The sequence below is a fragment of the Nitrosarchaeum sp. AC2 genome (assembly GCF_013407385.1).
In the GTDB taxonomy this organism is placed as follows: Archaea; Thermoproteota; Nitrososphaeria; order Nitrososphaerales; family Nitrosopumilaceae; genus Nitrosarchaeum; species Nitrosarchaeum koreense.
On the sequence record NZ_CP030847.1, the window covers coordinates 220,981 to 241,215 of the forward strand.

A 20,235-nucleotide genomic window follows, 5' to 3' on the forward strand; every position below is an offset into this window, starting at 1 on the left:
GTTACACTTAGTGTATCACTTTACACATGGTATTAAATATTATTACTGTGAAAACTGTAACATGAAGTGTTCAATTCAGATAAAACAATCAACAAAAGAAAAATTATCTAGTTTTGGAACATTAGCAGAAACATATGATTCTGTAATTAATGATTTAATTGATCATGCACTTAGATGCCAATTATTTAACAAGGAGAAAAATCTTGTCTAATGCAACAATATTCAAATGCTGTAAACAAAAACCATACTTTCTTGTGACTTATTCTGTTGCAAATCATGAAAAAACATATCAAATTTGTAATTCATGTATTGAATTAGATTGTTTTTCTAAATTCATTCTACGGAAAATGATTATTCATGAAAAAAAATAAGCATATTTGTATTTTTGTCCCTCACTCAAGTAGTTGGTATGTATAATTGGTTTATAGAAATACCCTTTCTGCAACTCAAAAAGATAAAAAAATCCCTTTTATCATAGATAGAGATGGAAATGTTTGTTTTTATGATAAAATGCCTTTTGTTAATGAAATTCCAGGCTTAAGACGTACTATTGATCATGCAAATAATAATGAACAAGATAATCGAATAGAAAACTTACTTCTAGCTCATTGGGAATGTAATGAAAAGAAAAAGACTAATGTTGATATGCAATTTATTGCAAAAGATGCTTTAATTGCAAACATCCGAAACGCATCTGAGTCTCTGAGTGAGGGAGAAAAACATACAGAAACGCACAAGGATATAGACGAATTGAAAGAAGGAGATATCAATCTCATTGTAAATAAATTAGTTTTAGCAGAGCTAGAATCTCAATTTTCAAACAAAAATGATTGTACTGGAATTTCTTATAATAGATCACTTAAAAAAATTCATTACTTACTGATAACGCAAACTGGAGGACGTGGTAGTGAACAAGCAGTTAGGAGATCATTGGATGCATATTGTTCTGATTATGCACCATGGAAAAGTGAAAAACTAGGTAAAGGAAATAGAATCATTAGACGTAGAAAACCTGATGAATTAGGATGATTTTATCGCTTTTGTTTCAAAATTATGTTATATTTTGTTCTTTTACAATTCTTGCACAATATTCAAAGCCGTGACTCTTGTTAGCGAATCGTCCTTTTTTTACTTGAGATTCAATCCATTTTAGAATTTCAATATCTATTGAAATAGCTGTTTTTACCTTCGTATAACTGGGTAATACTGAGTATGATTTAAAATGGGTATTACAAAGTATAACAAAGTAGTATACATGCCTGAAAAAAAGAAAATGAGAAAGGACTTGATATTTTTTGTGGTTGTTTTGATTTTTAGTTTATCATTCAATTTACTATCTTTAGCATATGCAGAACCACAAATTACACTCAATGTTATTGAAAAATCATATGGCCACGATCTTATTATTCGAGGTGATAATTTTACACCAAATTCAGAATATCTGATAAAACTAATAACTCCAAATGATCTTTTAATGCATTTAAAACAAGGTTTGACTACTGGGGGTGATTTTGGAGTCATACAACCTATTGAATTTGGCGCAATGATTGGAAACTATACAGTAATTATTGAAACTGAGTCTGAAAAAGCAACAAACTTTTTCACAATAATAAGAGAACCATACAGTACACAACAAACAATTACAGTAGAAGAAAAAGAATTTGTTACTGATCATACACCATATGTGGGTAACGTTGGCACTAATCTAGAAGAAATACTAAAAGAACAAAAAGAACGAATAATTAATGAATCGGGTAATGTTACAACTGCATCAACTAATCAAATATTAGAAAAACCCGTAAAAGAAATTCCATCTTGGGTAAAAGAAGTATTCAAAATGTGGGCAAATGGACAAATTACTGATACTGATCTAATCAATGGAATACAGTATTTGATTAAGATAGGAGTAATTGTAGTTTAGACTGAAATTGATGTAGAATATTCAATTAGAAAATTTATTGAACATGATAAATCCATATTTCTGAAAGATCGCAAATAATTAATATTTTTACAGGCATGAAAAAAGGAGATTAAGGCTGTAGAAATTGAGCTTTTTTGAGCTATTAAAAAAATAATTTTATTTTTAGGCGTGAAGGAAACTTCAGCGATCAACCTTCGCATAGTTTGATGCTAAGGTTTAATTCTGATTTTTATTTTTTATTGAATTTTTATAAAATCTATCATAACAAAAATTATTTCAGATGACACACAATGAAATAGAAAAATGAATAATGAGAAAATTATTCAAGCAAAATATTTGAATGAATAAATATTATAGTTTAACAGAGATGTTACCGAATCTTGATGATGAAATAGTAGTACTTTGGTCAGGTGGATTAGATAGTACTGGATTGATATTTTTATTACTAAACAAGTATCCGAATTCAATTATTCACCCTCTTTTCATAAAACATGGACAAAAAAATATGAAGTATGAAGAAGAATCTGTATACATATATTCAAAAATATTTTCCGATAAATTTCCCTTACGATTTAATGAACCATTTGTAATATCTACTGACATCCCAGCAAAAGAATTTAAAAAAATTAACTCAAAAACTAGGCATTATCTTCGTAATTCAGATTTGATAAATAACGCTGTAAGATTTGCTACTTACAAAAATATATCAATTATTATTTTAGCAACGTTTGAAGATGATTTTGTAGATGGAACAAAAGAATATTTACAAATTAAAAATGAGGAAATTAACAAAGGTACCGATGAATACTTTACTTTATTATCTCCATTCCTAGAAGATAATTTTTTCTGTCATACAAAAACGGAATTAATATCCATTTGTAAAGCAAATGGATTAGAACTTAATAAAACTAGAAGTTGCTATGAAGATAATCCAGAACCATGTAATGATTGTCCTAGTTGTAAACGTAGAGATATTGCATTATCCAATAGCGCTGGTCTTTTTGGAAATTAAAATTATTTTATTCTTTAAATGTCTGTTTTCTATCTTTAAATCTCTATAACATGTAAACTTAATACTAATACTCTAAGTTACAAATCAACTTATGGATGTTACAATCAAACATCAAGGGAAACAAAATTCTAAAATCCGTCAAATATCTGTGAATGACAAAATATTGATTACACCTACATATTTTCCGTCAATAAGTAGTGCTGAAATTCGTGCAGATATGGAATGGCTTACCAATTTCATGATTGATGAAGAATATCCCCGATTACTTGTTTCATCGTATGATATTGCCAAATTATCTATCTCCCAGCAAAATCTACTAATAAAAAAATTGGATACATATTCTGCAAATGGAGGTTTTTTGATGATTGATAGTGGGGAATTTGAAAGATATTACTCACATTCTAAAATTTGGACAAAAGAACAATATGTACAAATAATAAATAAAATGTCTTCTGATTTCTTTTTTGGTTTTGATAGAATTCCAGACCTTGAAACAAAAACAATTGAAATTAAAAATGAAATTACAGATAGTATTTCCATATCGAATTCATTAATTATGAACAATCATTGTTTTACAATTTTACATGGAAGAGATTTAGATGAAATAAGAGATATCACAAAATTTGTGATAGACAAGTACAGTGATCTCAAGTTTATTGCAATTACTGATAGAGAATGTGGAAAAACACTTCAGGACCAATATAGAACAATTACAATGATAAGGCAAATTTGTAATGATAGTAAAAAAGACATTATAATTCATGTACTAGGATGCGGTAATCCATTATCCATGACTGTATTGTCTTATGCAGGTGCAGATTCATTTGATGCTGTAGATTGGTCTAGATGGATTTTAGATAATAAAACATGGCAATGTTCAAATCTTTCACATGTAAAACTTTTGGAATGTTCTTGTTTAGCCTGTTCATCTGAAAAAATCACTGATGAAAAAATTCGCGCTTACCAACATAATTTAATATTTTATCAAGATTTTATAACAAGATTACAAAATGCCATAAGCAAAGACTATGATTTAATTTCATTTCTTAAAAGTGAAAATTTAGATCAAAATGTGATTGAGATTTTAGCAAACTCTTTTAAAGTAAATTAAACTTTTTACGAATGTTGTCGATATCTCAAAGAGTGACTCGAAATATTATTGACTCTTATGTTCCACAAAAAGTAATGTATCATTACAATGAAATTGAAAAGAATCAGAATAAGAAAACAGATTGGAAAAATAAAACAGAATTAGAGATATGGAATGAATTATGTTTTTGTATACTTTCAGGAAATGTATTATATGATTTAGCAAAATCAGTTATTGAAATACTAAACAAAAAAGAACTATTGAATCCTTATTGGATAAATGAAACTGATAATGCTTTATCAATCATTCAATTAGTATTAGAGACTCCAAATTTTGAACCACGTAAGAAAAATGGTGAGTTAAGAAAATACAGATACCCTAAAAAAGAGCAAAGCAAATTGTTGCCGCTGCTCAGATTTTATATTCTAATAACAATTCAATTAAAAATATTTTACATGCTTCGAATTCTGACATTGATGTTAGAAATTTTTTTGCTGAACAAATTCCAGGGTTAGGAATTAAAGAATCATCACACTTTCTAAGAAATATCGGATATTCTGATTCATTAGCAATAATCGATGTACATATGTTATCTTTTTTACACTCATATGCATTTTTAGAAATTAGAAAAGGAATTCATTTAACTACTAAAATGTATCTGCGAATAGAAAATTTATTAAGAAATTTTGTCAAATATCATGGTTTGAATCTCGCTATTTTTGACTTGGCGGTTTGGCATCATATGAGAAATTTAATATGAAAATTGTATGTTTGGTTTCAGGAGGACTTGATTCCTCATTACTTTTGTATATGCTAAAAAAAGATGGCAATGATCTTTTTCCACTATTCATTGATTATGGTCAAAAAGCAGTACGAATGGAATTAAAGGCATATTCAAAAATTTGTAAACTTTTGAAAGTAAAACCATTTGTAATTAGATTTCACGATTTTGCCAGAATTTCATTATCGGGACTTACTAACAAAAATTTATCTCCAATTGATGCACCTTTTGTTCCTGGACGAAATTTATTGTTTTTAGTGATAGCTGGATCATATGCATATTCTAAAGGCACAAAAATCATTTCAATTGGACTATTAAAAAATGCCGTTTTTCCTGATCAAACAAAAAAATTCATTACAAATGCTGAAAATATTATTCAGATATCTACTGGTTATAAAATTAAAGTGTTATCTCCATTTATGAAATTAGACAAGAGAGGAATTATAGGATTAGTCAAAAAACACAACTTTCCATTAAAAATCACCTATTCTTGTCAAACTGGAAATTCAAAACCATGTGGAAAATGTGCCTCTTGTAAAGAGAGAAAACTTGCAGAAAAACATCCTGTGATCTAGACAATGTTTTATACATATTAAGCGAAAGATAACTTAAATGGGTGCATCAGGAGGAGGATTCAATTATCAACCAAATCAGACCTCATCTGATTCTCAAAGAAAATATCAATCTGCAACAGATGAAGCAAAAAGATTTGAAGCTGGGACTGGAAAAAGAAATGTTTTTGTCAGTTTTCATATGGAAGATGAAGCACAAGTACGACTCCTTACTCATCAAGCAACAAGTGGGAATTTTGGATTAGAATTTAGAGATTATTCTGTAAAAGAACCGTTTGATGAAAAATGGAGAGCCAATGTAAGAGAAAGAATCAGTCAAACTTCTGTAACGATAGTTATGATAGGCCCTGATACGGCCTCAAGACCAGCGGTAAATTTTGAGATTGAAGAATCATACAGACAGGGTAAAAAGGTAATAGGAGTAAAAATCTATAAAGATCGAAATGATCCAATACCAAATGCAATGGTAAAACACAAGGCACCTATTGTTAATTGGGTTTTATCTGACATTCAAAAAGAATTAGATGAATCCTAACAAATGAGTGAAATACTAACATGAGTAAATCTAACGACGATAAACTATTTCCCAATACTAAATCAGAATATGGTGAAAAATACTCTGAACATCTTATTGAGCAATATAGAATCTATGTCGAAAATACTGATAAACTGCTAGACCGACGAGACAAAGCAAATACATTTTTTCTTAGTGCAAATTCGTTTCTTTTGTCAGCTTTAGGGATTTTAACACAATTTAATTTTTTAATATTAAACGTTTACTGGATTGTAATTGCATCTGTAGCAGGAATTACTTTTGCTATGACATGGATGTTAGTAGTTAGAAGTTTTAGACAACTCAGTTCTGGAAAATTTGAGGTTATTAATGCAATAGAAAAAAAACTCCCTGCAGCACCATTTACAAAAGAATGGGAGTTTTTAGAATATGGACAAAATTGGAAAAAATACACCAAATTAACCAAAATTGAAATAATTGTTCCTATTATTTTTGCTGGACTCTACATTGCTCTTAGCATATTGATTTTAGTTATTAATAACAAGTCCAATTAAAGTCTCTACCAAATAGTCTCATTCAGAACAATATATTATTAAACGTAAAACAACATTGTTTATTGATGGAAAAAATATCTGACAGACATCGTGAGGCTCTTGCATTTATTGCTAAGACTCATGAAGATTTAGCATTAGCATCAATGTTCTTATTGGATAGTAAAGCAGCTCAGGCATATGGTCATGTAACTAGAGCTAAAGAATCAATACGACAAATATTGGAAGTTCAACAAGATCTCACTCCTGAGGATAAAGATCAATAACTAATTCTAGGCCTTCTCTGAAGATGATTCAAACCATGTGGGATTCACATTATATTGCTAAAACAGAAATTAGGTATGATTTTACTGAAGATTTTATTACTTTTCAGAATCGTATGGAAATATGAATAGACAAGAACAAGAAGAATATTTTTTATTAAAAAATTATACTCGTGAAAATGTTTTTGCAAGAGGGACACTAACAAATTTTATTTCAACATATATTGATATGGTAAACAATGATTCCGTATTTTTAAAAATAAAAGGAAAAATTGAAAAACATCACTTTCAAGGTAAAGACAAACAAAAAATTCTTTGTTTATTACATATTGACTTGGTATCAAAATTATTATTATTCATAGAGGATTATGCAATTTTTGCTGAATCATTTAGACAAAAACGTAGTTTTTATTCTATAGTTTCTAGTAATAATAAAGAAGATGATGTAGGATTATTAATAAAAAAATTTTTGGAAAATGCACCAAATTTTTCATTTGAAGAAATACAACAAATTCTTAGTTATGCATCATCTGATGTTTTAGAGTTAAGTGAAAAAGAAAAAGAAGTAGTTGATAAAATTCAACATGGAAACATTGAGGATATGAGAAGAGTATTCAAAGACATGCATGAATTTGGTAAATCTCATCACTTAATTTTTAAACGATTCAAACATGCAGGATTTCCTGTATTTTTGGGATTAGAATCTGAAAAATCTACTCGTTTTAAGGACTATGAAACATTTTTTGCCGTAATGGGTGGAAAATCAATTACTTCTGATGTTCATTATTTTCCATTATCAAATAAAATCAGAGAAATAATAGAACTCATGATAAATTCAATTCAGATATTGTTACAAGATATTATCACTAACAAAATTGCATCCATGGAAAGAGAATCTCCAGGTATTTTTCCTACCGTTTCACATCAAGATATCTCTAAAGAAGATTGGGAACTATACCTGCAAATTCTTGAAAAATTTTATTCAAAATTTCCTTTTAAAGAAATACCTAACAAATTCATGTTGCCCAAAGTAAATGCAGAACAATTGTCATGGTATGCAAATTTGGATGATTTCTTAAAACAAGCATATCAACGAAAAATTGAACAAGATAAAGCTCAAGAAAAATTTAAGTGAAAATGCTTTTTTTCTATATGTTTTAGTCATAATTCGTATTTTCAACTTTCATAGTTAGACATATTTTATGAATCCAATTTTATTTCCAAAAACGGTTCAAACCCTAAGAGAATTGAACCTTCCATAGTTTCTAGTCCTTTGATTTTTTTAAATCATTTCTTGCATCTTTGATGATTGACAAAGATGATTGAAGAAAGAGTACAGCGATCACTCCAGCAGCTATGAGGTCAGGCCACGAGGTGTTTGTCAAAAATACAAAACCTGCAGCGATTATTACCAAAATATTGCCAAGTGCATCATTACGGCTAAAGAGCCATACTGCACGTACATTTGCATCGCCTTTCCTATGTGGAATCAATAGTATGACTGCAATGACATTGATCAAAAGCGCACCAATACCAAAACCTCCCATCAGTCCAGCTTCAGGAATTTGCAGAACCTGTGTGCGATAAACTGTGTAAGCGAGAACACCAACTCCCATCACTCCAAGAAATATTCCTTGGATTAGAGCTGAGCGAGCTCGCAATTTAAGACCCCATCCTATTGCAAGTAATCCTAAGAGTGTAATGGAACCATCACCAAGAAAATCAAGTGCATCAGCTTTGAGAGCTTGAGAATCTGCCAAGAATCCACCGATTATTTCAGCAATTCCATAACCTACATTGATTATAACAACTAGCCATAACGCTCTACGATATGCAGGTGTGATATGAGCTAGATCTTTTGGCATATCATCGTCAGACATTAACTCTTTCAATCTGAACAAGAGATTTTAATGTAATATCTGATGATTGAGTAATTCTGATTATGAGAATCACTTATGATAATTTGATAACGATATAATAGTTCCAATTACAAGTATTTTGATATGGTAAGTCAGAGTATTGTGATTGGAATTGCTGTAGGTGTATTTTTTGCAGGATTAGGTGTAGGCTATGCCGTACTACAATCTACTGTCCCTGCAACTCAAATGATGAATCAACAACAGATGCAGCAAATGATGAACGATCCACAGGCAATGAACCAATGGATGAACACAATGATGCATGATCCAAACTCAATGAATCAATGGATGGGTACTATGATGAACAACCAGCAGTTCATGCAACAAATGCACAACTCTATGATGAATAACCCACAACACATGCAAACCATGGCTGGGATGATGGGGTCTGACATGATGGGAACCATGATGAACAATCCACAAATGAATCAACAAATGATGAACATGATGATGGGAAACCAACAGTTCATGCATGGTATGATGACGAATCCACAATTTCAGCAAAACTGGATGGGACCATGGATGAGCAACAGTACAAACTGGAATGGTATGATGGGGTCTGGTATGATGAATCAAGGAATGATGGGAAACAACATGATGGGATCTGGAATGATGATGGGAACACCAATTACAAAACAAAGTGATGTGATAATTACAATAAACAATATAGAAAAGATTCTAGATCAAGTATCTTCAACTTATAGAAGTGGCGACAAAGACACTGCTCTCTCTCATGCAACAAATGCCTATCTTGAAAATTATGAGTACATTGAAGGATCTATTGCACAAAAAGATAGAACACAAATGGAAAAAATTGAGATAATGATGCGAGTTGATCTTCGTTCCATGATTGACAATGGTGATACTTCAGACAATGTTGATGCAAAAATTAACTCAATTAAAAGTGAACTTGGAAAAGTAAAAACACTGTTTCAGTAAAATGCTTGAAAATTAATTTTAATATAAAGATTGAACCTAATATTTTACGAATGTAAAGTACTTGTTTTTTATATCTAATACTCAAAGCTTTATTGACGATATTATTTTGAAAACTAAAATTCCAAAGAAATTTCTCATTATCATTGGTATTGTAATCATTGGGATTGCAATATCTTTTAGCTTTAATTCTAACGAACAAAAACCCATAATGACAGATACAACATCCAATACAAGAACAGTTGATTGGCGTCATGTTCATGGATTAGGTGTAGACCCTACAGATTCTAGTATTTTGTATATTGCAACACATGGAGATTTTTACCAAAGTAGAAACGGTGCTCTTCCAGTTAAAGTGGACCAAGTAAGAGCCGATTACATGGCATTTAACGCACCACACGACAAAGGCTCTCCTTTGTATGCAAGCGGGCATCCATCAACTGGTGGAAATACAGGATTGATCAAAAGCATGGATGGTGGAGTTACTTGGCAATCAGTTTCCAAAGTGTTAGATCCTCCAGTTGATTTTCACGCCATGACATTGAGCAAAAGCGACCCCAATTTGATTTTGGGTTTTGATAGTGGAGCAAGAGGACTATTCAAAACTACTGACGCTGGAAAGACTTGGGAAACGCTAGAGTATCCTGAATACATTTCTGCATTAGCAATTTCTCCAACTGACTCTCAACTAATTTTTGCAGGAACAGGAAACGGAATTTACGAATCAAACGATGGCGGTGTCACATGGACACATGTTGCATATCAGGGATTAGCAGTATATGCAATGAATTTTGATGATGATGGAATCCTTTTTGCATCTGTAAATTCATTTGGTTTGGTTCGTTCAGATGATCTTGGAGTAACTTGGGAAGACTTGGCAGATATTGATCTAACAATTACTAGCATCGCTTTTGATTCCCAAAATAAAATACTCTATATCGGCGGATTTTCATCTGAGGGATATCAAGAAGTCTACAAACTTTCATATGATGTAACTCAGTATGAAATGATAGGTACAAACAAGGGACTAAAGTAGATTCTTACAGTATAATTATCTTGGAAAATAAAACATAACTGTAACGCCAATCAAAACTACTATCGAACCAATTATCTCAAATCTATCTGGTTTTTTCTTGTCCACCCAATAACCCCAAATTATTGATGATACAACAAATATTCCTCCATAGGTAGCGTAGACTTTACCAAAATTTTCAGGTTGCATTGTCATGATAATTCCATACGAAAACAAAATCAAACCGCCAATCATGCCAAATATTTTTCCTTTACCAACTCGCAACCATTTCCAAACAAGATAGCCACCGCCAATTTCTAACAAAGATGCAAAAAAGAACAATCCTAAAGTTGAAAAAATAACTTCATTCATTTCTTATCACCTTTTCTTGGATAATAGAAAATTATCAAAACTCCCACCACTGCAATTACAGTTCCAATAATGTCATAGTTATCAGGTGCTATTCCATCAATTAACCAACCCCAAAACACAGACATTACAATGAAAACACCTCCATAAGCTGCATAGATTCTATGAAAATGAGTTTTTTGAAACGTTGGAACTATTCCATACAAAAATAATACAAATCCTCCAACTGCACCTAAAATCCAACTAAAATCCTCACGCAACCAAAGCCAAACTAGATAGCCTCCACCAATCTCGCAAAGACCAGCTAGAAAAAATAATAGAATTGAAGTGAAAAAATTCTTTGAATTGGTACTCATTGTAATACAAAAAGGGAAGAAAGTTTCTATGTTATAACTAATCTAAAGAAAATAGACTTGGAATCAAAGAAAAAACAATTTTGTGGTTATTGTCCTGAAGACAAATGCTTGCTAGATTGTAAAATTTGTAATCCTACAAAAGATAAGAATACTAGATGTGATTGTTAGATTATTCTTTTACGCCTATCTGCGTCCATTTTATTGCCCGAAATAGTAGGTGAGTCCCTGTGGGCCCATTTTTGTACCCAAAAAGGTGGCTAGGCCCAAAAAAGAAATAAGATTTTGATACATGTGTTGCCAGTGGAACTTTTCGTATAACTCAATTCCCATAATAACTTCATGAATCTATTTTGTTTCTCGTAAATGATTCAGGCTTCTAATGCTTTTTGCCAACCTGAAATTTCATTATCAAAATTTTGTAATTGTACTTTAATCAATGTGTAATTTTCATACCATATGTATCAATTTTATTTCCATAAATGATAGATGTCTCTGTGGATTGAATGGGTTTTTTCTTTCCAAAAAAGTTCAATAATTGATGTTGTTGGCACTAGTCCTAATTTATCATTGTCTTGAAATATTATGAAACATTTTCTATGTATGTGATAAAATTTGCCCCATGTAGTATTTGATAAAAAAATTGATTTAAAAAAATTCTATACTTCTTTTGAAAAAATTATACAATCTAAGCCGATTATGATAAAAATTCAGAATATTTTTATCGATAAAAATGAACAAAGATTATTACTTCCAACACTAGTTATTGAATCTGAAAATCAACACTTTCTAATTGAAATAAATGCAAAAGATAACAAGACAACAATTAGATTATTTCCAGAAACTGATCCTGAAAAAACTATTGGTGTTAAAATTGCAATGGGGTTATTGACTCTTAATCTACTTGAAATGTTCACAACCATCAAAATTATAAAAACTAACATATCTGATTTTATTCCTTCTGGAAAATGAGAATTTGGGATATTTCACCATCAAAACTATGTCGTAATCATCTATTAGGTGAACATAGAGAGCTTCATGCTATGTGGGTTATTCTAACTGAAAATAAGAAAGGATATTCTTTACATCCTGAAACTTTGCGATGGAATGGCAAACTCAAAGCAATGTATCTTAGGCATGATGCATTGGTTTCTGAAATGACAAAACGTGGTTATAATCACCAAAGTCCTCTTGATAAGAAAAAAGCTATTGGAATTTCTGTACAAAATGATTATATTGATTCAGTAAAGGAACAAATTCATATTTTAAAGAAAAAAGGTTGTTCATGTAATATTTGATGTGTCTATTTTATTCTCAAAATGATAACCAAATACAAGTGGACTGACTATTTTTGATTTAGTGTTTCTATTCTCCCTTTGTATTTTTCTTTATACAAAGCTCTACAAGATGTACAACAAAAAAATCTCTCAAAATTTGCAATTTTAAGAACATGTGGTTTGTCAGAAATTGGACCCTTGCACAAATCGCATGTCATTTTTAAAATCATGTTTTTTGTTATTTTTACATCATGTTTTTTTGTTGATTTTGTCTTTATGTTCTCAAAATGTTTTTCAGTCTTGTCTTCAAGCATTCCAAGATCAATTATTGGTGAGATAGATTTTATCAATCCGACATTTACCAGTCTTTCATATCTTGCTTGAACAGTAGGCGTACTTACTTTGATCTCTCTGGATATCTGTCGAAATGATTTTCTTCCATCTTTTATCAGTGATTCAATTATTGCAATATCAATATCATCAGGCTGAAATGGCATATGCCTAATTACTTGCGAGAATATTTATCATTTTACAATTGTAAAGTACACTATTATTGTATACGTATCTTCATACATTATTCATGTCAAATCAAATCACAATAAAAAAATCTCTTATTCTTACTTTGTTTATCTTATTTTCACTAATTTTTGTTGGGGGCGTATTTGCAGCTACAAATGAAATTGCAATTGGTGCTGGAAATGAAATATCTTATCCTTCATGGCTAGTGATTGCTTACCTAGCTGGTCTATCAATGATAATTCTACCTTGTACACTTCCGCTAGTATTCATAATTATCCCTCTTAGTATGGGTAAAGGTGCAAAAAAGGGACTTGGTATGGCCATGTTGTTTGGCACAGGTCTTACAATAACAATTGCATTTTATGGATTTGGAATTGGTGCACTTGGGCAAACAGCAGATTTAGATCGTATTTCAGTTTTTATGTTTTTAATTGCTGGTATTGCAGCATTTCTTTTTGGTTTGTCACAGCTAAAGTTATTTGAATTAAAACTACCTACATACTCTGGTACCCCAAACTTTATTCAAAAACGAGGAGATTATTCAAAATCATTTTTCATGGGATTGTTATTGGGTAATGCTGGTGTTGGTTGTCCAAATCCTATGTTTTATTGGCTGTTAATTTACATCGCGGGAACTGGTAATATGGAGATAGGTGCAAGTCTGGGTGCAGTACATGGAGTAGGAAGAGCAATCCCGTTAATTCTTTTATCTGTATTGGCAATCATTGGTGTAAATGCTACAAAAGGAATTACTACAAACAAAATTACAATTGAAAAACTTACTGGATGGATGTTGATCGTACTTGGAGCATTTTTAATAATTAATGGTATACCTGGCGGTCATGAGTGGTATGAAACAACATTTGTACACATTGCATGGAATAATTTTGTTACAACGCTGTCTCTTCCTCCAGAATTTCATATTGGCCAGCATACTCATCACTATGATATTCAAATGCCACAAGAATTTGCACCTATCTTATTTGTTGCATTACTTGTATTTCCAATCGTATGGTATTTTACTCGAAAAAAAGAAGTAACATCATGAAAGATCCTGTTTGTGGAATGGATGTTGGAGAAAAAGGTGATTTGTTAGAACATGAAGGAAAACAATATCGATTTTGTTGCGCTAGTTGTAAATGGGCTTTTGAGCAGAATCCTGAACAATTCATAAAATCATGACTGTACTAGTTCTCACCACACCTGGATGCTCTAATTGTAATGTTTTGGAAAAAATGTTAGATAAACTAGGCATAAAATATGATCTTATTGATGTGACTGAAAAACCAGAATATTTGGAAAAATACCCAATATTTACAGCACCTGGTTTAGTGATTAATGGAAAACTAGAGTTTACTGGTATCCCCAAAAAAGAAGATTTGGAAAAGAAATTCTCTTAAATTCGCTAATGTTTTTTACTTTGTTTGTGATGGGATTTTCAAATGACTGATTATTCTATGAATGAGAAAATGATCCTTGTCCAATATGCTATTAAAAAATATGAAAATGAAGAAACTGTCATTGAAAAATTAAAGACTATTTTAAGTGAAAAGGACATTCAAAGAAATATTGATACTTTAATTGGAACTCAGAGAGTAAGAAGGATAGGGCCAGAAATTCTTCAAAACAATGAAAGCCATACTGAAATTCCTGATCTGCCAAATAATCTAAAGCCAATAATTGACCAACTCTAGCGTTTGGAAATTCTTTTTACCATGGTATCAAGAAGCCATATGAGGTAAAATTGTTAGAAGAAATATTTGGTCAAATTGGTAATTTTACTCCAGCTATTATTGCTGGACTTGGATTGACATTAGGAATACAACATGCCTTTGAAGCAGATCATATCGCTGCTGTTTCTACTCAACTGACAAATTCTAATACGAATCAATCAAAAAAACAACTTTTCAAAAAAAGTCTTACAAAATCATCACTACTTGGAGCAATCTGGGGAGCAGGACATACTACTACTCTGATACTAGTTGGTTTGATAGTTTATGGTTTTACACTTACAATAAATAAAGAAGTTTTTTCTGGATTTGAATTTTTAGTTGGAGTGATGTTAATTTTATTAGCAATTACAAGAATATCAAATAAAAATATTCTAAAAATTAAACACAGACATCCACATACACATAATGACGGTTCAATTCATTTTGATGAACACAATCATCATGACAATAATCACTCTCATAATCATAAATCGTATTTAATCGGAATGATTCACGGTCTTGCTGGAAGTGGAACGCTCATTGTTATGACCTCAGGCATGATTCTTAGTCTTCCTTCAGCATTGACATTCATCGGAATATTTGGATTAGGTTCTATTATTGGAATGTCTTTAATCGGAGGATTGCTTGGTATTCCATTTGGTTTATCAAATAATGCCAGAGCTAAAACAATAATGAAGTACTTGACATGTTCTCTTAGCTTTGTTTTAGGCTTGTCTATTGTTTATCAAATAGGCATTATGGAGAATTTATTTAGATTTTAAAAGCCACGTAGTCCTTCTGGACGCATAATTTCTGGATGCTGCTTCATCCAATTTATTTTATCTAACATAGCCTGCTTGTCTTGTGGAAATGTGCCCTTAATCGTATATGCATTTGAACCATGATTTGCTCTAAAAATTATTTCTTCCTTAGTTTCTATCTGACTAATTAAATCATACAACTCTTCAAGTGATTCATCATCAGTAATTCGAATAAATGGCTCTCCAAATTTTTCCAAAAATTCTTGTTTGATTCCATTTTCTAAATAAAGAGTTAAGGCTCCTACATAATTAGGAGAACAAGCACTAATTACTTCTGCTGTTCCTCTAATGTGTTCTTTTGAATACGTTTTTCCACCCAGTCCTAAAATTATCATGCATGACATTATGTAACCGGCATCTTTTGCTTTGTTAACAGATTTGATAATTGTTTTTGCAATAGCTCCTTTTGTTACTTTTTTTAAAACTATGTCAGAACCACTTTCAATTCCTAAATACAACATATCTAATCCAGAATCGTGCATTTTCTTTAATTCCTCTGGAGTTTTCTTTAAAATGTTCATTGGCATTGCATAGCATGAAATTCTCTCAAGATTAGGAAATTTTTCATAAAGATATTTTACAATTTTAACAATGTGTTCTGAATCAAGATTTAGAGCATCACCATCTGCCAAAAATATTTTTCTAGTGTCTGGTAGTTGTTTTGCCATTAGATCAATTTCCATTTTCACTTCATCCCATGGTTTTTCTGAATATTGTTTTGATCTGTACATATCACAAAAAGAGCATTCATTAAAGGAGCATCCTAGAGTTACTTGAAAAATTAATGATCTTGCCTCCGATGGAGGTCTGTACAAAGGAGCATCATAGTTTAACATCATTTTACTTCACAAGAGTTGCTTGATTATGTTTTTTATACTTTCTAATATCTATCAGATGAATAAAACCCATAACGCCTTTTAATTGATGAATGCAAGAATTTCATAGATTATGGCAAACGATCCAGAATCAAAAAGATTAATGTGGTTTATTTTTGCAGGCTCAAGGGGTGGACTGACCCGTCTACGTATCATATCGCTGCTTAAAAAAACACCACTTAACACAAATCAATTATCTAAGGAATTGGGCTTTGATTACAAGGCTATTCAACATCATATCAAAGTGCTTGAAAAAAATAACATGATTACAAAAGTTGGAGAAAAGTACAGTGTTATGTATTTTATATCTACATTTTTAGAAACCAATATGGAGACATTTGAAGAAATTGAAGGAAAACTGGATAAAAGTAAATAAAAGATTAGGAGATGTTTCTCTCTAAATGGAATCCAATTCTCTACTATTATCTATCGTTTCCATCGCTAATATGGTAGTACTTGTAGTCTTAATTTGCATTTTTGGAAAAATATACTCAAAGACAAGAGCTCAGCTTCCTTTAGGTATGATTGTAGTTGCAGGTATGCTATTTCTTCATAATGTTATTGGGGCATTTGCATACTTCTCAATGGATGAGCTTTTTTCACATGAAATATTCCCTTACATGTTAGGAGTTGGCATTGCTGAACTAGCAGGATTGTTGATTTTCTTGAAGATTACTTTAGACTAGTTTAATTGTAGAGTAAAACTAATAATTTTATGTTAAAAAAATATAACAAATATTTTTCACTTAACAAAAATATTCTTATTGCTTTTGCAGCGTCAATTATAATCTCTGCAATCGTTGCTCAAATATTATCTGAACAAGCAGCGTATCTTAATACTAGTTATACCCTGCTAGTTGATTATGTAGTTTATTTTTCTACGTTTGGCAGTTTGTATTATTTAGATAATAGAAAAAAATATTTACTTGAATCTGGTAAAATTGATAAAGCAAGATTAAAACATGATCTAATTAAAATTATTACATCACTTGGAATAGGTGAGGTAATCTACACTATAGTAAGATGGTTCTTGCAATATTATTTCTTGACAATAAATTACGATGCATATCTTGCTTCTATAGTATCGCAAGTTATATCTACAATAATTTACATGATAGTAATTAATCTGAGTGTAAAAATGACGAGGTTGTACAAAGATGGGAATTAGTGTTTATGTTGATGGATCAGGCGGTCCTGATGGAGGATTTGGTTATTTTGTAAAAGAGACAGGCGATTCTTTTTATGAAAAAAAACCTGAAATAACTAATAATCAGGCTGAATACATGGCAATAATTGCAGCACTGAAAAATTTTGCAAATTCTGCCGAAGAAATTACTATTTTTAGCGATTCAAAAAATACAATTTCTCAACTAAATCATGAATTTGCAATAAACAATGAAAAATTACGAGAACTTGCACGTGAGGCATGGACCCTAATAGGAAAATTTTCTAAAATCACTCTTTTATGGGTTCCAAGAAAAGAAAATTTAGCAGGAAAGATGTTGGGAAGCTAAAAAACGAGATCAAAAGTTTCTATGAATAACTTTATTACACAAAATCTTTAGTCCAAATTAACGTGGCCGAATCTGTTTTTCTCTCACCAAAGTCAATAGCAATCATTGGTGCATCTGATAAACGAGGTAGTGTTGGAGCTACAATCACTTCAAATATTATGAATGGATTCAAAGGCATTGTTTATCCTGTTAGTCCTTCAAGACCAACTGTATTTTATAAAACAGCCTACAAGAGTGTAATGGATATTCCTAAACCTGTTGATCTTGCAGTAATTGTCATCAACAATCTTTTGGTTGCAGATGTGTTGGAGGAATGTGGTAAGAAAAAAGTTAAAGGTGTTATTATCATCACTGCTGGTTTTAAAGAAGTTGATGAAGAAGGTGCAAAGAGAGAACAAAAACTAAAAGATATTGCTAAAAAATACAAAATACAAATCATTGGACCAAACTGTCTCGGTGTCATGAATCTTGATCCAAAGACAATGATGAATTCTACTTTCCTTAAGGTAACACCAAAGTCAGGTAAAATTGCACTAGTATCGCAAAGCGGTGCAATATGTGCCGCACTTGTCGAAGATGCCAGTGCACAGGGAATTGGTTTTTCTGCAGTAGTTAGTATGGGAAACAAAGCTGCAATGAGCGAAGTTGACATTCTTAAGATGCTTGCTAACCACAATCAAACCAAAGTTATTGTAATGTATTTAGAAGACATGGGAGATGGTCAGGAATTTCTCAAAGTTTGTAAAAATATTACTAAAAAACTCAAAAAACCTGTTCTTGTTTTAAAATCTGGACGTAGTCCTGAAGGTGCAAAGGCTGCAATGTCTCATACTGGGGCTTTGATGGGCTCAGATGAAATCTATGATGCATTACTAAAACAATCAGGTGCTATTCGTGTTGATACAATGGAAGAACTGTTTGATTATGCAACAGCTTTTTCAAAACAACCGCTTCCTTCTAAAGGAGAACTTGTAATTGTATCAAATGCAGGAGGTCCTGCAATTATCTCAACTGATGCATGTTCTCGATTGGGAATTAAAATGGCAAATATTGAAAGCATTCGTCCAAAGATTAACGCTGTAATTCCTCCTTGGGGAAGCTCACGTAATCCTGTAGATATTGTAGGTGATGCTGATTTTAATAGATTTAGTAATGTGTTGGACCGTGTTTTAGCACATCCTAATGTTGGTTCTGTAATTTCAATGTGTACTCCATCTGGAACTTTGAACTATGATAAATTAGCACAAGTAATTGTATCAATGTCAAAAAAACACAAAAAGACAATGCTTGCAAGTTTGATGGGCTTAGATGAAGGAATTACTAATAGAGAAATTCTAGCTGCAGGTGATGTTCCATATTATACATATGCAGAAGGAGCAATTAGAACACTAGCTGCAATGCTAAAATTCGCAAATTGGATTAAAACACCTGAAGGAAAAATTCCTAAATTCAAAGTTGACAAATTAAAAGCAAAGAAAATTTTTGATAAAGTAAAAAAAGAGAAACGACCTAATCTATTAGAAGAAGAAGGACAAGAAGTTCTTAAAGCATATGGATTACCTTTACCAAAAAGCGCACTTGCAAAAACAGAAGCAGATGCAATAAAGATTGCAAAGCAAATAGGTTATCCTGTAGTGATGAAAATTGCATCGCCACAAATTATTCACAAATCAGATGCTGGTGGTGTTAAAGTAAATCTCACAAATGATTTAGAAATTAAAGAAGCGTTTAAGACAATTATTGCAAATGCCAAAAAATATAATAAAAATGCAGAGATAAAGGGAGTTCTTATCGTAGAGATGGTAAAAGGTGGTAAAGAATTGATTATTGGTTCTAAACTAGAAACTGGATTTGGTTCTGTTATCATGCTTGGAATGGGTGGCATCTATGTTGAAGTTTTAAAAGATGTTACATTCAAACTTGCACCAGTAACAGACAAAGAAGCAGATGACATGATAGCCTCTATTAAAACTCAAAAACTATTACAGGGTGTCAGGGGAGAAAAACCATCTGATATTGCAAAACTATCTGAATGTATTCAAAGATTATCTCAATTAGTTACTGATTTTAAGGAAATAAAGGAACTTGATATGAATCCAGTTCTTGTAATGGAAAAAGGCAAAGGCTGTAAAATTCTTGATGTTAGAATTGGTCTTTAATTGTAATTTACTCGTAAAATTTGATTTGTATAGTTTTAGAATATTTATACAACATAGGAGTAAAT

30 protein-coding genes are annotated in these 20,235 nt (G+C 31.3%); 25 read left to right on the top strand and 5 right to left on the bottom strand.

Features of this window, described 5'->3' with window-relative positions:
- Positions 1–61 precede the first annotated feature (61 nt).
- The 11 genes from DSQ20_RS01155 to DSQ20_RS01205 all read left to right on the top strand — a co-directional run bounded on the left by DSQ20_RS01155 (position 62) and on the right by DSQ20_RS01205 (position 7,839).
- A complete protein-coding gene (locus DSQ20_RS01155) occupies positions 62–211 on the top strand; it encodes a hypothetical protein (protein WP_179365738.1) in 150 nt (49 codons plus the stop codon).
- A 206-nt stretch (positions 212–417) separates the two neighbouring features.
- The gene (locus tag DSQ20_RS01160) at positions 418–1,029 is read left to right on the top strand and encodes a hypothetical protein (RefSeq protein WP_179365739.1); all 612 of its coding nucleotides are present in this window, start codon (positions 418–420) and stop codon (positions 1,027–1,029) included.
- A 193-nt stretch (positions 1,030–1,222) separates the two neighbouring features.
- A complete protein-coding gene (locus DSQ20_RS01165; RefSeq protein WP_179365740.1) occupies positions 1,223–1,921 on the top strand; it encodes a hypothetical protein in 699 nt (232 codons plus the stop codon).
- Between the two features lie 340 nt (positions 1,922–2,261).
- The gene (locus tag DSQ20_RS01170; RefSeq protein WP_179365741.1) at positions 2,262–2,933 is read left to right on the top strand and encodes a 7-cyano-7-deazaguanine synthase; all 672 of its coding nucleotides are present in this window, start codon (positions 2,262–2,264) and stop codon (positions 2,931–2,933) included.
- Positions 2,934–3,024: 91 nt separating this feature from the next.
- On the top strand, positions 3,025–4,044 hold the full coding sequence (locus DSQ20_RS01175) for a hypothetical protein (RefSeq protein WP_179365742.1): 1,020 nt from the start codon (positions 3,025–3,027) through the stop codon (positions 4,042–4,044).
- 32 nt (positions 4,045–4,076) lie between these two features.
- On the top strand, positions 4,077–4,538 hold the full coding sequence (locus DSQ20_RS01180) for a hypothetical protein (protein ID WP_179365743.1): 462 nt from the start codon (positions 4,077–4,079) through the stop codon (positions 4,536–4,538).
- 241 nt (positions 4,539–4,779) lie between these two features.
- Positions 4,780–5,379: a 7-cyano-7-deazaguanine synthase gene (locus DSQ20_RS01185; protein WP_179365744.1), complete on the top strand. Its 600-nt coding sequence runs from the start codon at positions 4,780–4,782 to the stop codon at positions 5,377–5,379.
- A 37-nt stretch (positions 5,380–5,416) separates the two neighbouring features.
- A complete protein-coding gene (locus DSQ20_RS01190) occupies positions 5,417–5,911 on the top strand; it encodes a TIR domain-containing protein (protein ID WP_179365745.1) in 495 nt (164 codons plus the stop codon).
- A 20-nt stretch (positions 5,912–5,931) separates the two neighbouring features.
- Positions 5,932–6,444: a hypothetical protein gene (locus tag DSQ20_RS01195; RefSeq protein WP_179365746.1), complete on the top strand. Its 513-nt coding sequence runs from the start codon at positions 5,932–5,934 to the stop codon at positions 6,442–6,444.
- Positions 6,445–6,509: 65 nt separating this feature from the next.
- The gene (locus DSQ20_RS01200; RefSeq protein WP_179365747.1) at positions 6,510–6,707 is read left to right on the top strand and encodes a hypothetical protein; all 198 of its coding nucleotides are present in this window, start codon (positions 6,510–6,512) and stop codon (positions 6,705–6,707) included.
- 121 nt (positions 6,708–6,828) lie between these two features.
- A complete protein-coding gene (locus DSQ20_RS01205; RefSeq protein ID WP_179365748.1) occupies positions 6,829–7,839 on the top strand; it encodes a hypothetical protein in 1,011 nt (336 codons plus the stop codon).
- Positions 7,840–7,969: 130 nt separating this feature from the next.
- On the opposite strand, the gene DSQ20_RS01210 is transcribed toward DSQ20_RS01205, so the two are convergent.
- Positions 7,970–8,584 (bottom strand): cation transporter, encoded by a 615-nt coding sequence (locus DSQ20_RS01210; protein WP_179365749.1) that lies wholly within the window; start codon positions 8,582–8,584, stop codon positions 7,970–7,972.
- Between the two features lie 123 nt (positions 8,585–8,707).
- Here DSQ20_RS01210 and DSQ20_RS01215 point away from each other — a divergent pair, with 123 nt between their 5' ends.
- Together DSQ20_RS01215 and DSQ20_RS01220 are read left to right on the top strand one after the other, a co-directional pair.
- Positions 8,708–9,562 (top strand): hypothetical protein, encoded by an 855-nt coding sequence (locus DSQ20_RS01215; RefSeq protein WP_179365750.1) that lies wholly within the window; start codon positions 8,708–8,710, stop codon positions 9,560–9,562.
- A gap of 106 nt (positions 9,563–9,668) precedes the next feature.
- Positions 9,669–10,595, top strand: coding sequence for a F510_1955 family glycosylhydrolase (locus tag DSQ20_RS01220; protein WP_179365751.1), 927 nt, complete (start codon positions 9,669–9,671; stop codon positions 10,593–10,595).
- Positions 10,596–10,610: 15 nt separating this feature from the next.
- On the opposite strand, the gene DSQ20_RS01225 is transcribed toward DSQ20_RS01220, so the two are convergent.
- Positions 10,611–10,943, bottom strand: a complete 333-nt coding sequence (locus tag DSQ20_RS01225) for a YnfA family protein (RefSeq protein WP_179365752.1) — start codon at positions 10,941–10,943, stop codon at positions 10,611–10,613.
- Positions 10,940–11,296 carry a YnfA family protein gene (locus DSQ20_RS01230; RefSeq protein WP_179365753.1) on the bottom strand — a complete coding sequence of 119 codons (357 nt, stop codon included), beginning with the start codon at positions 11,294–11,296 and terminating at the stop codon, positions 10,940–10,942. Before DSQ20_RS01230 ends, DSQ20_RS01225 begins: the two co-directional genes overlap by 4 nt.
- A gap of 696 nt (positions 11,297–11,992) precedes the next feature.
- Here DSQ20_RS01230 and DSQ20_RS01235 point away from each other — a divergent pair.
- Together DSQ20_RS01235 and DSQ20_RS01240 are read left to right on the top strand one after the other, a co-directional pair.
- Positions 11,993–12,265, top strand: a complete 273-nt coding sequence (locus DSQ20_RS01235) for a hypothetical protein (RefSeq protein ID WP_255458287.1) — start codon at positions 11,993–11,995, stop codon at positions 12,263–12,265.
- Entirely contained in the window at positions 12,262–12,591 is a 330-nt protein-coding gene (locus tag DSQ20_RS01240; protein WP_179365755.1) for a pyrimidine dimer DNA glycosylase/endonuclease V, read from the top strand. The genes DSQ20_RS01235 and DSQ20_RS01240 overlap by 4 nt, the downstream gene beginning before the upstream one ends.
- 47 nt (positions 12,592–12,638) lie before the next feature.
- On the opposite strand, the gene DSQ20_RS01245 is transcribed toward DSQ20_RS01240, so the two are convergent.
- Positions 12,639–13,067, bottom strand: coding sequence for an AsnC family transcriptional regulator (locus DSQ20_RS01245; RefSeq protein ID WP_179365756.1), 429 nt, complete (start codon positions 13,065–13,067; stop codon positions 12,639–12,641).
- A gap of 83 nt (positions 13,068–13,150) precedes the next feature.
- On the opposite strand from DSQ20_RS01245, the gene DSQ20_RS01250 reads away from it, so the two are divergent.
- Genes DSQ20_RS01250 through DSQ20_RS01270 form a run of 5 tightly spaced genes read left to right on the top strand, consistent with a single transcriptional unit; the run spans position 13,151 to position 15,583 of the window.
- Entirely contained in the window at positions 13,151–14,137 is a 987-nt protein-coding gene (locus DSQ20_RS01250) for a cytochrome c biogenesis CcdA family protein (protein ID WP_179365757.1), read from the top strand.
- Complete coding sequence (locus DSQ20_RS01255) at positions 14,134–14,271, top strand: YHS domain-containing protein (RefSeq protein WP_081470625.1); 138 nt, start codon at positions 14,134–14,136, stop codon at positions 14,269–14,271. The genes DSQ20_RS01250 and DSQ20_RS01255 overlap by 4 nt, the downstream gene beginning before the upstream one ends.
- Positions 14,268–14,489 carry a thioredoxin family protein gene (locus DSQ20_RS01260; protein WP_179365758.1) on the top strand — a complete coding sequence of 74 codons (222 nt, stop codon included), beginning with the start codon at positions 14,268–14,270 and terminating at the stop codon, positions 14,487–14,489. Before DSQ20_RS01255 ends, DSQ20_RS01260 begins: the two co-directional genes overlap by 4 nt.
- 42 nt (positions 14,490–14,531) lie before the next feature.
- Positions 14,532–14,783, top strand: coding sequence for a hypothetical protein (locus tag DSQ20_RS01265; protein WP_179365759.1), 252 nt, complete (start codon positions 14,532–14,534; stop codon positions 14,781–14,783).
- A 50-nt stretch (positions 14,784–14,833) separates the two neighbouring features.
- A complete protein-coding gene (locus tag DSQ20_RS01270; protein ID WP_179365760.1) occupies positions 14,834–15,583 on the top strand; it encodes a high frequency lysogenization protein HflD in 750 nt (249 codons plus the stop codon).
- On the opposite strand, the gene DSQ20_RS01275 is transcribed toward DSQ20_RS01270, so the two are convergent.
- Complete coding sequence (locus tag DSQ20_RS01275; protein WP_179365761.1) at positions 15,580–16,461, bottom strand: radical SAM protein; 882 nt, start codon at positions 16,459–16,461, stop codon at positions 15,580–15,582. The two genes, DSQ20_RS01270 and DSQ20_RS01275, sit on opposite strands and share 4 nt — an antisense overlap.
- Positions 16,462–16,570: 109 nt before the next feature.
- On the opposite strand from DSQ20_RS01275, the gene DSQ20_RS01280 reads away from it, so the two are divergent.
- The 5 genes from DSQ20_RS01280 to DSQ20_RS01300 all read left to right on the top strand — a co-directional run bounded on the left by DSQ20_RS01280 (position 16,571) and on the right by DSQ20_RS01300 (position 20,170).
- Positions 16,571–16,873: a winged helix-turn-helix domain-containing protein gene (locus tag DSQ20_RS01280; protein WP_179365762.1), complete on the top strand. Its 303-nt coding sequence runs from the start codon at positions 16,571–16,573 to the stop codon at positions 16,871–16,873.
- Positions 16,874–16,898: 25 nt separating this feature from the next.
- Positions 16,899–17,183 (top strand): hypothetical protein, encoded by a 285-nt coding sequence (locus DSQ20_RS01285; protein ID WP_179365763.1) that lies wholly within the window; start codon positions 16,899–16,901, stop codon positions 17,181–17,183.
- A 29-nt stretch (positions 17,184–17,212) separates the two neighbouring features.
- On the top strand, positions 17,213–17,665 hold the full coding sequence (locus DSQ20_RS01290) for a hypothetical protein (RefSeq protein WP_179365764.1): 453 nt from the start codon (positions 17,213–17,215) through the stop codon (positions 17,663–17,665).
- The gene (locus DSQ20_RS01295; RefSeq protein WP_179365765.1) at positions 17,655–18,011 is read left to right on the top strand and encodes a reverse transcriptase-like protein; all 357 of its coding nucleotides are present in this window, start codon (positions 17,655–17,657) and stop codon (positions 18,009–18,011) included. The genes DSQ20_RS01290 and DSQ20_RS01295 overlap by 11 nt, the downstream gene beginning before the upstream one ends.
- 62 nt (positions 18,012–18,073) lie before the next feature.
- Entirely contained in the window at positions 18,074–20,170 is a 2,097-nt protein-coding gene (locus tag DSQ20_RS01300; RefSeq protein WP_179365766.1) for a 4-hydroxybutyrate--CoA ligase, read from the top strand.
- The last annotated feature ends 65 nt before the right edge of the window (positions 20,171–20,235 follow it).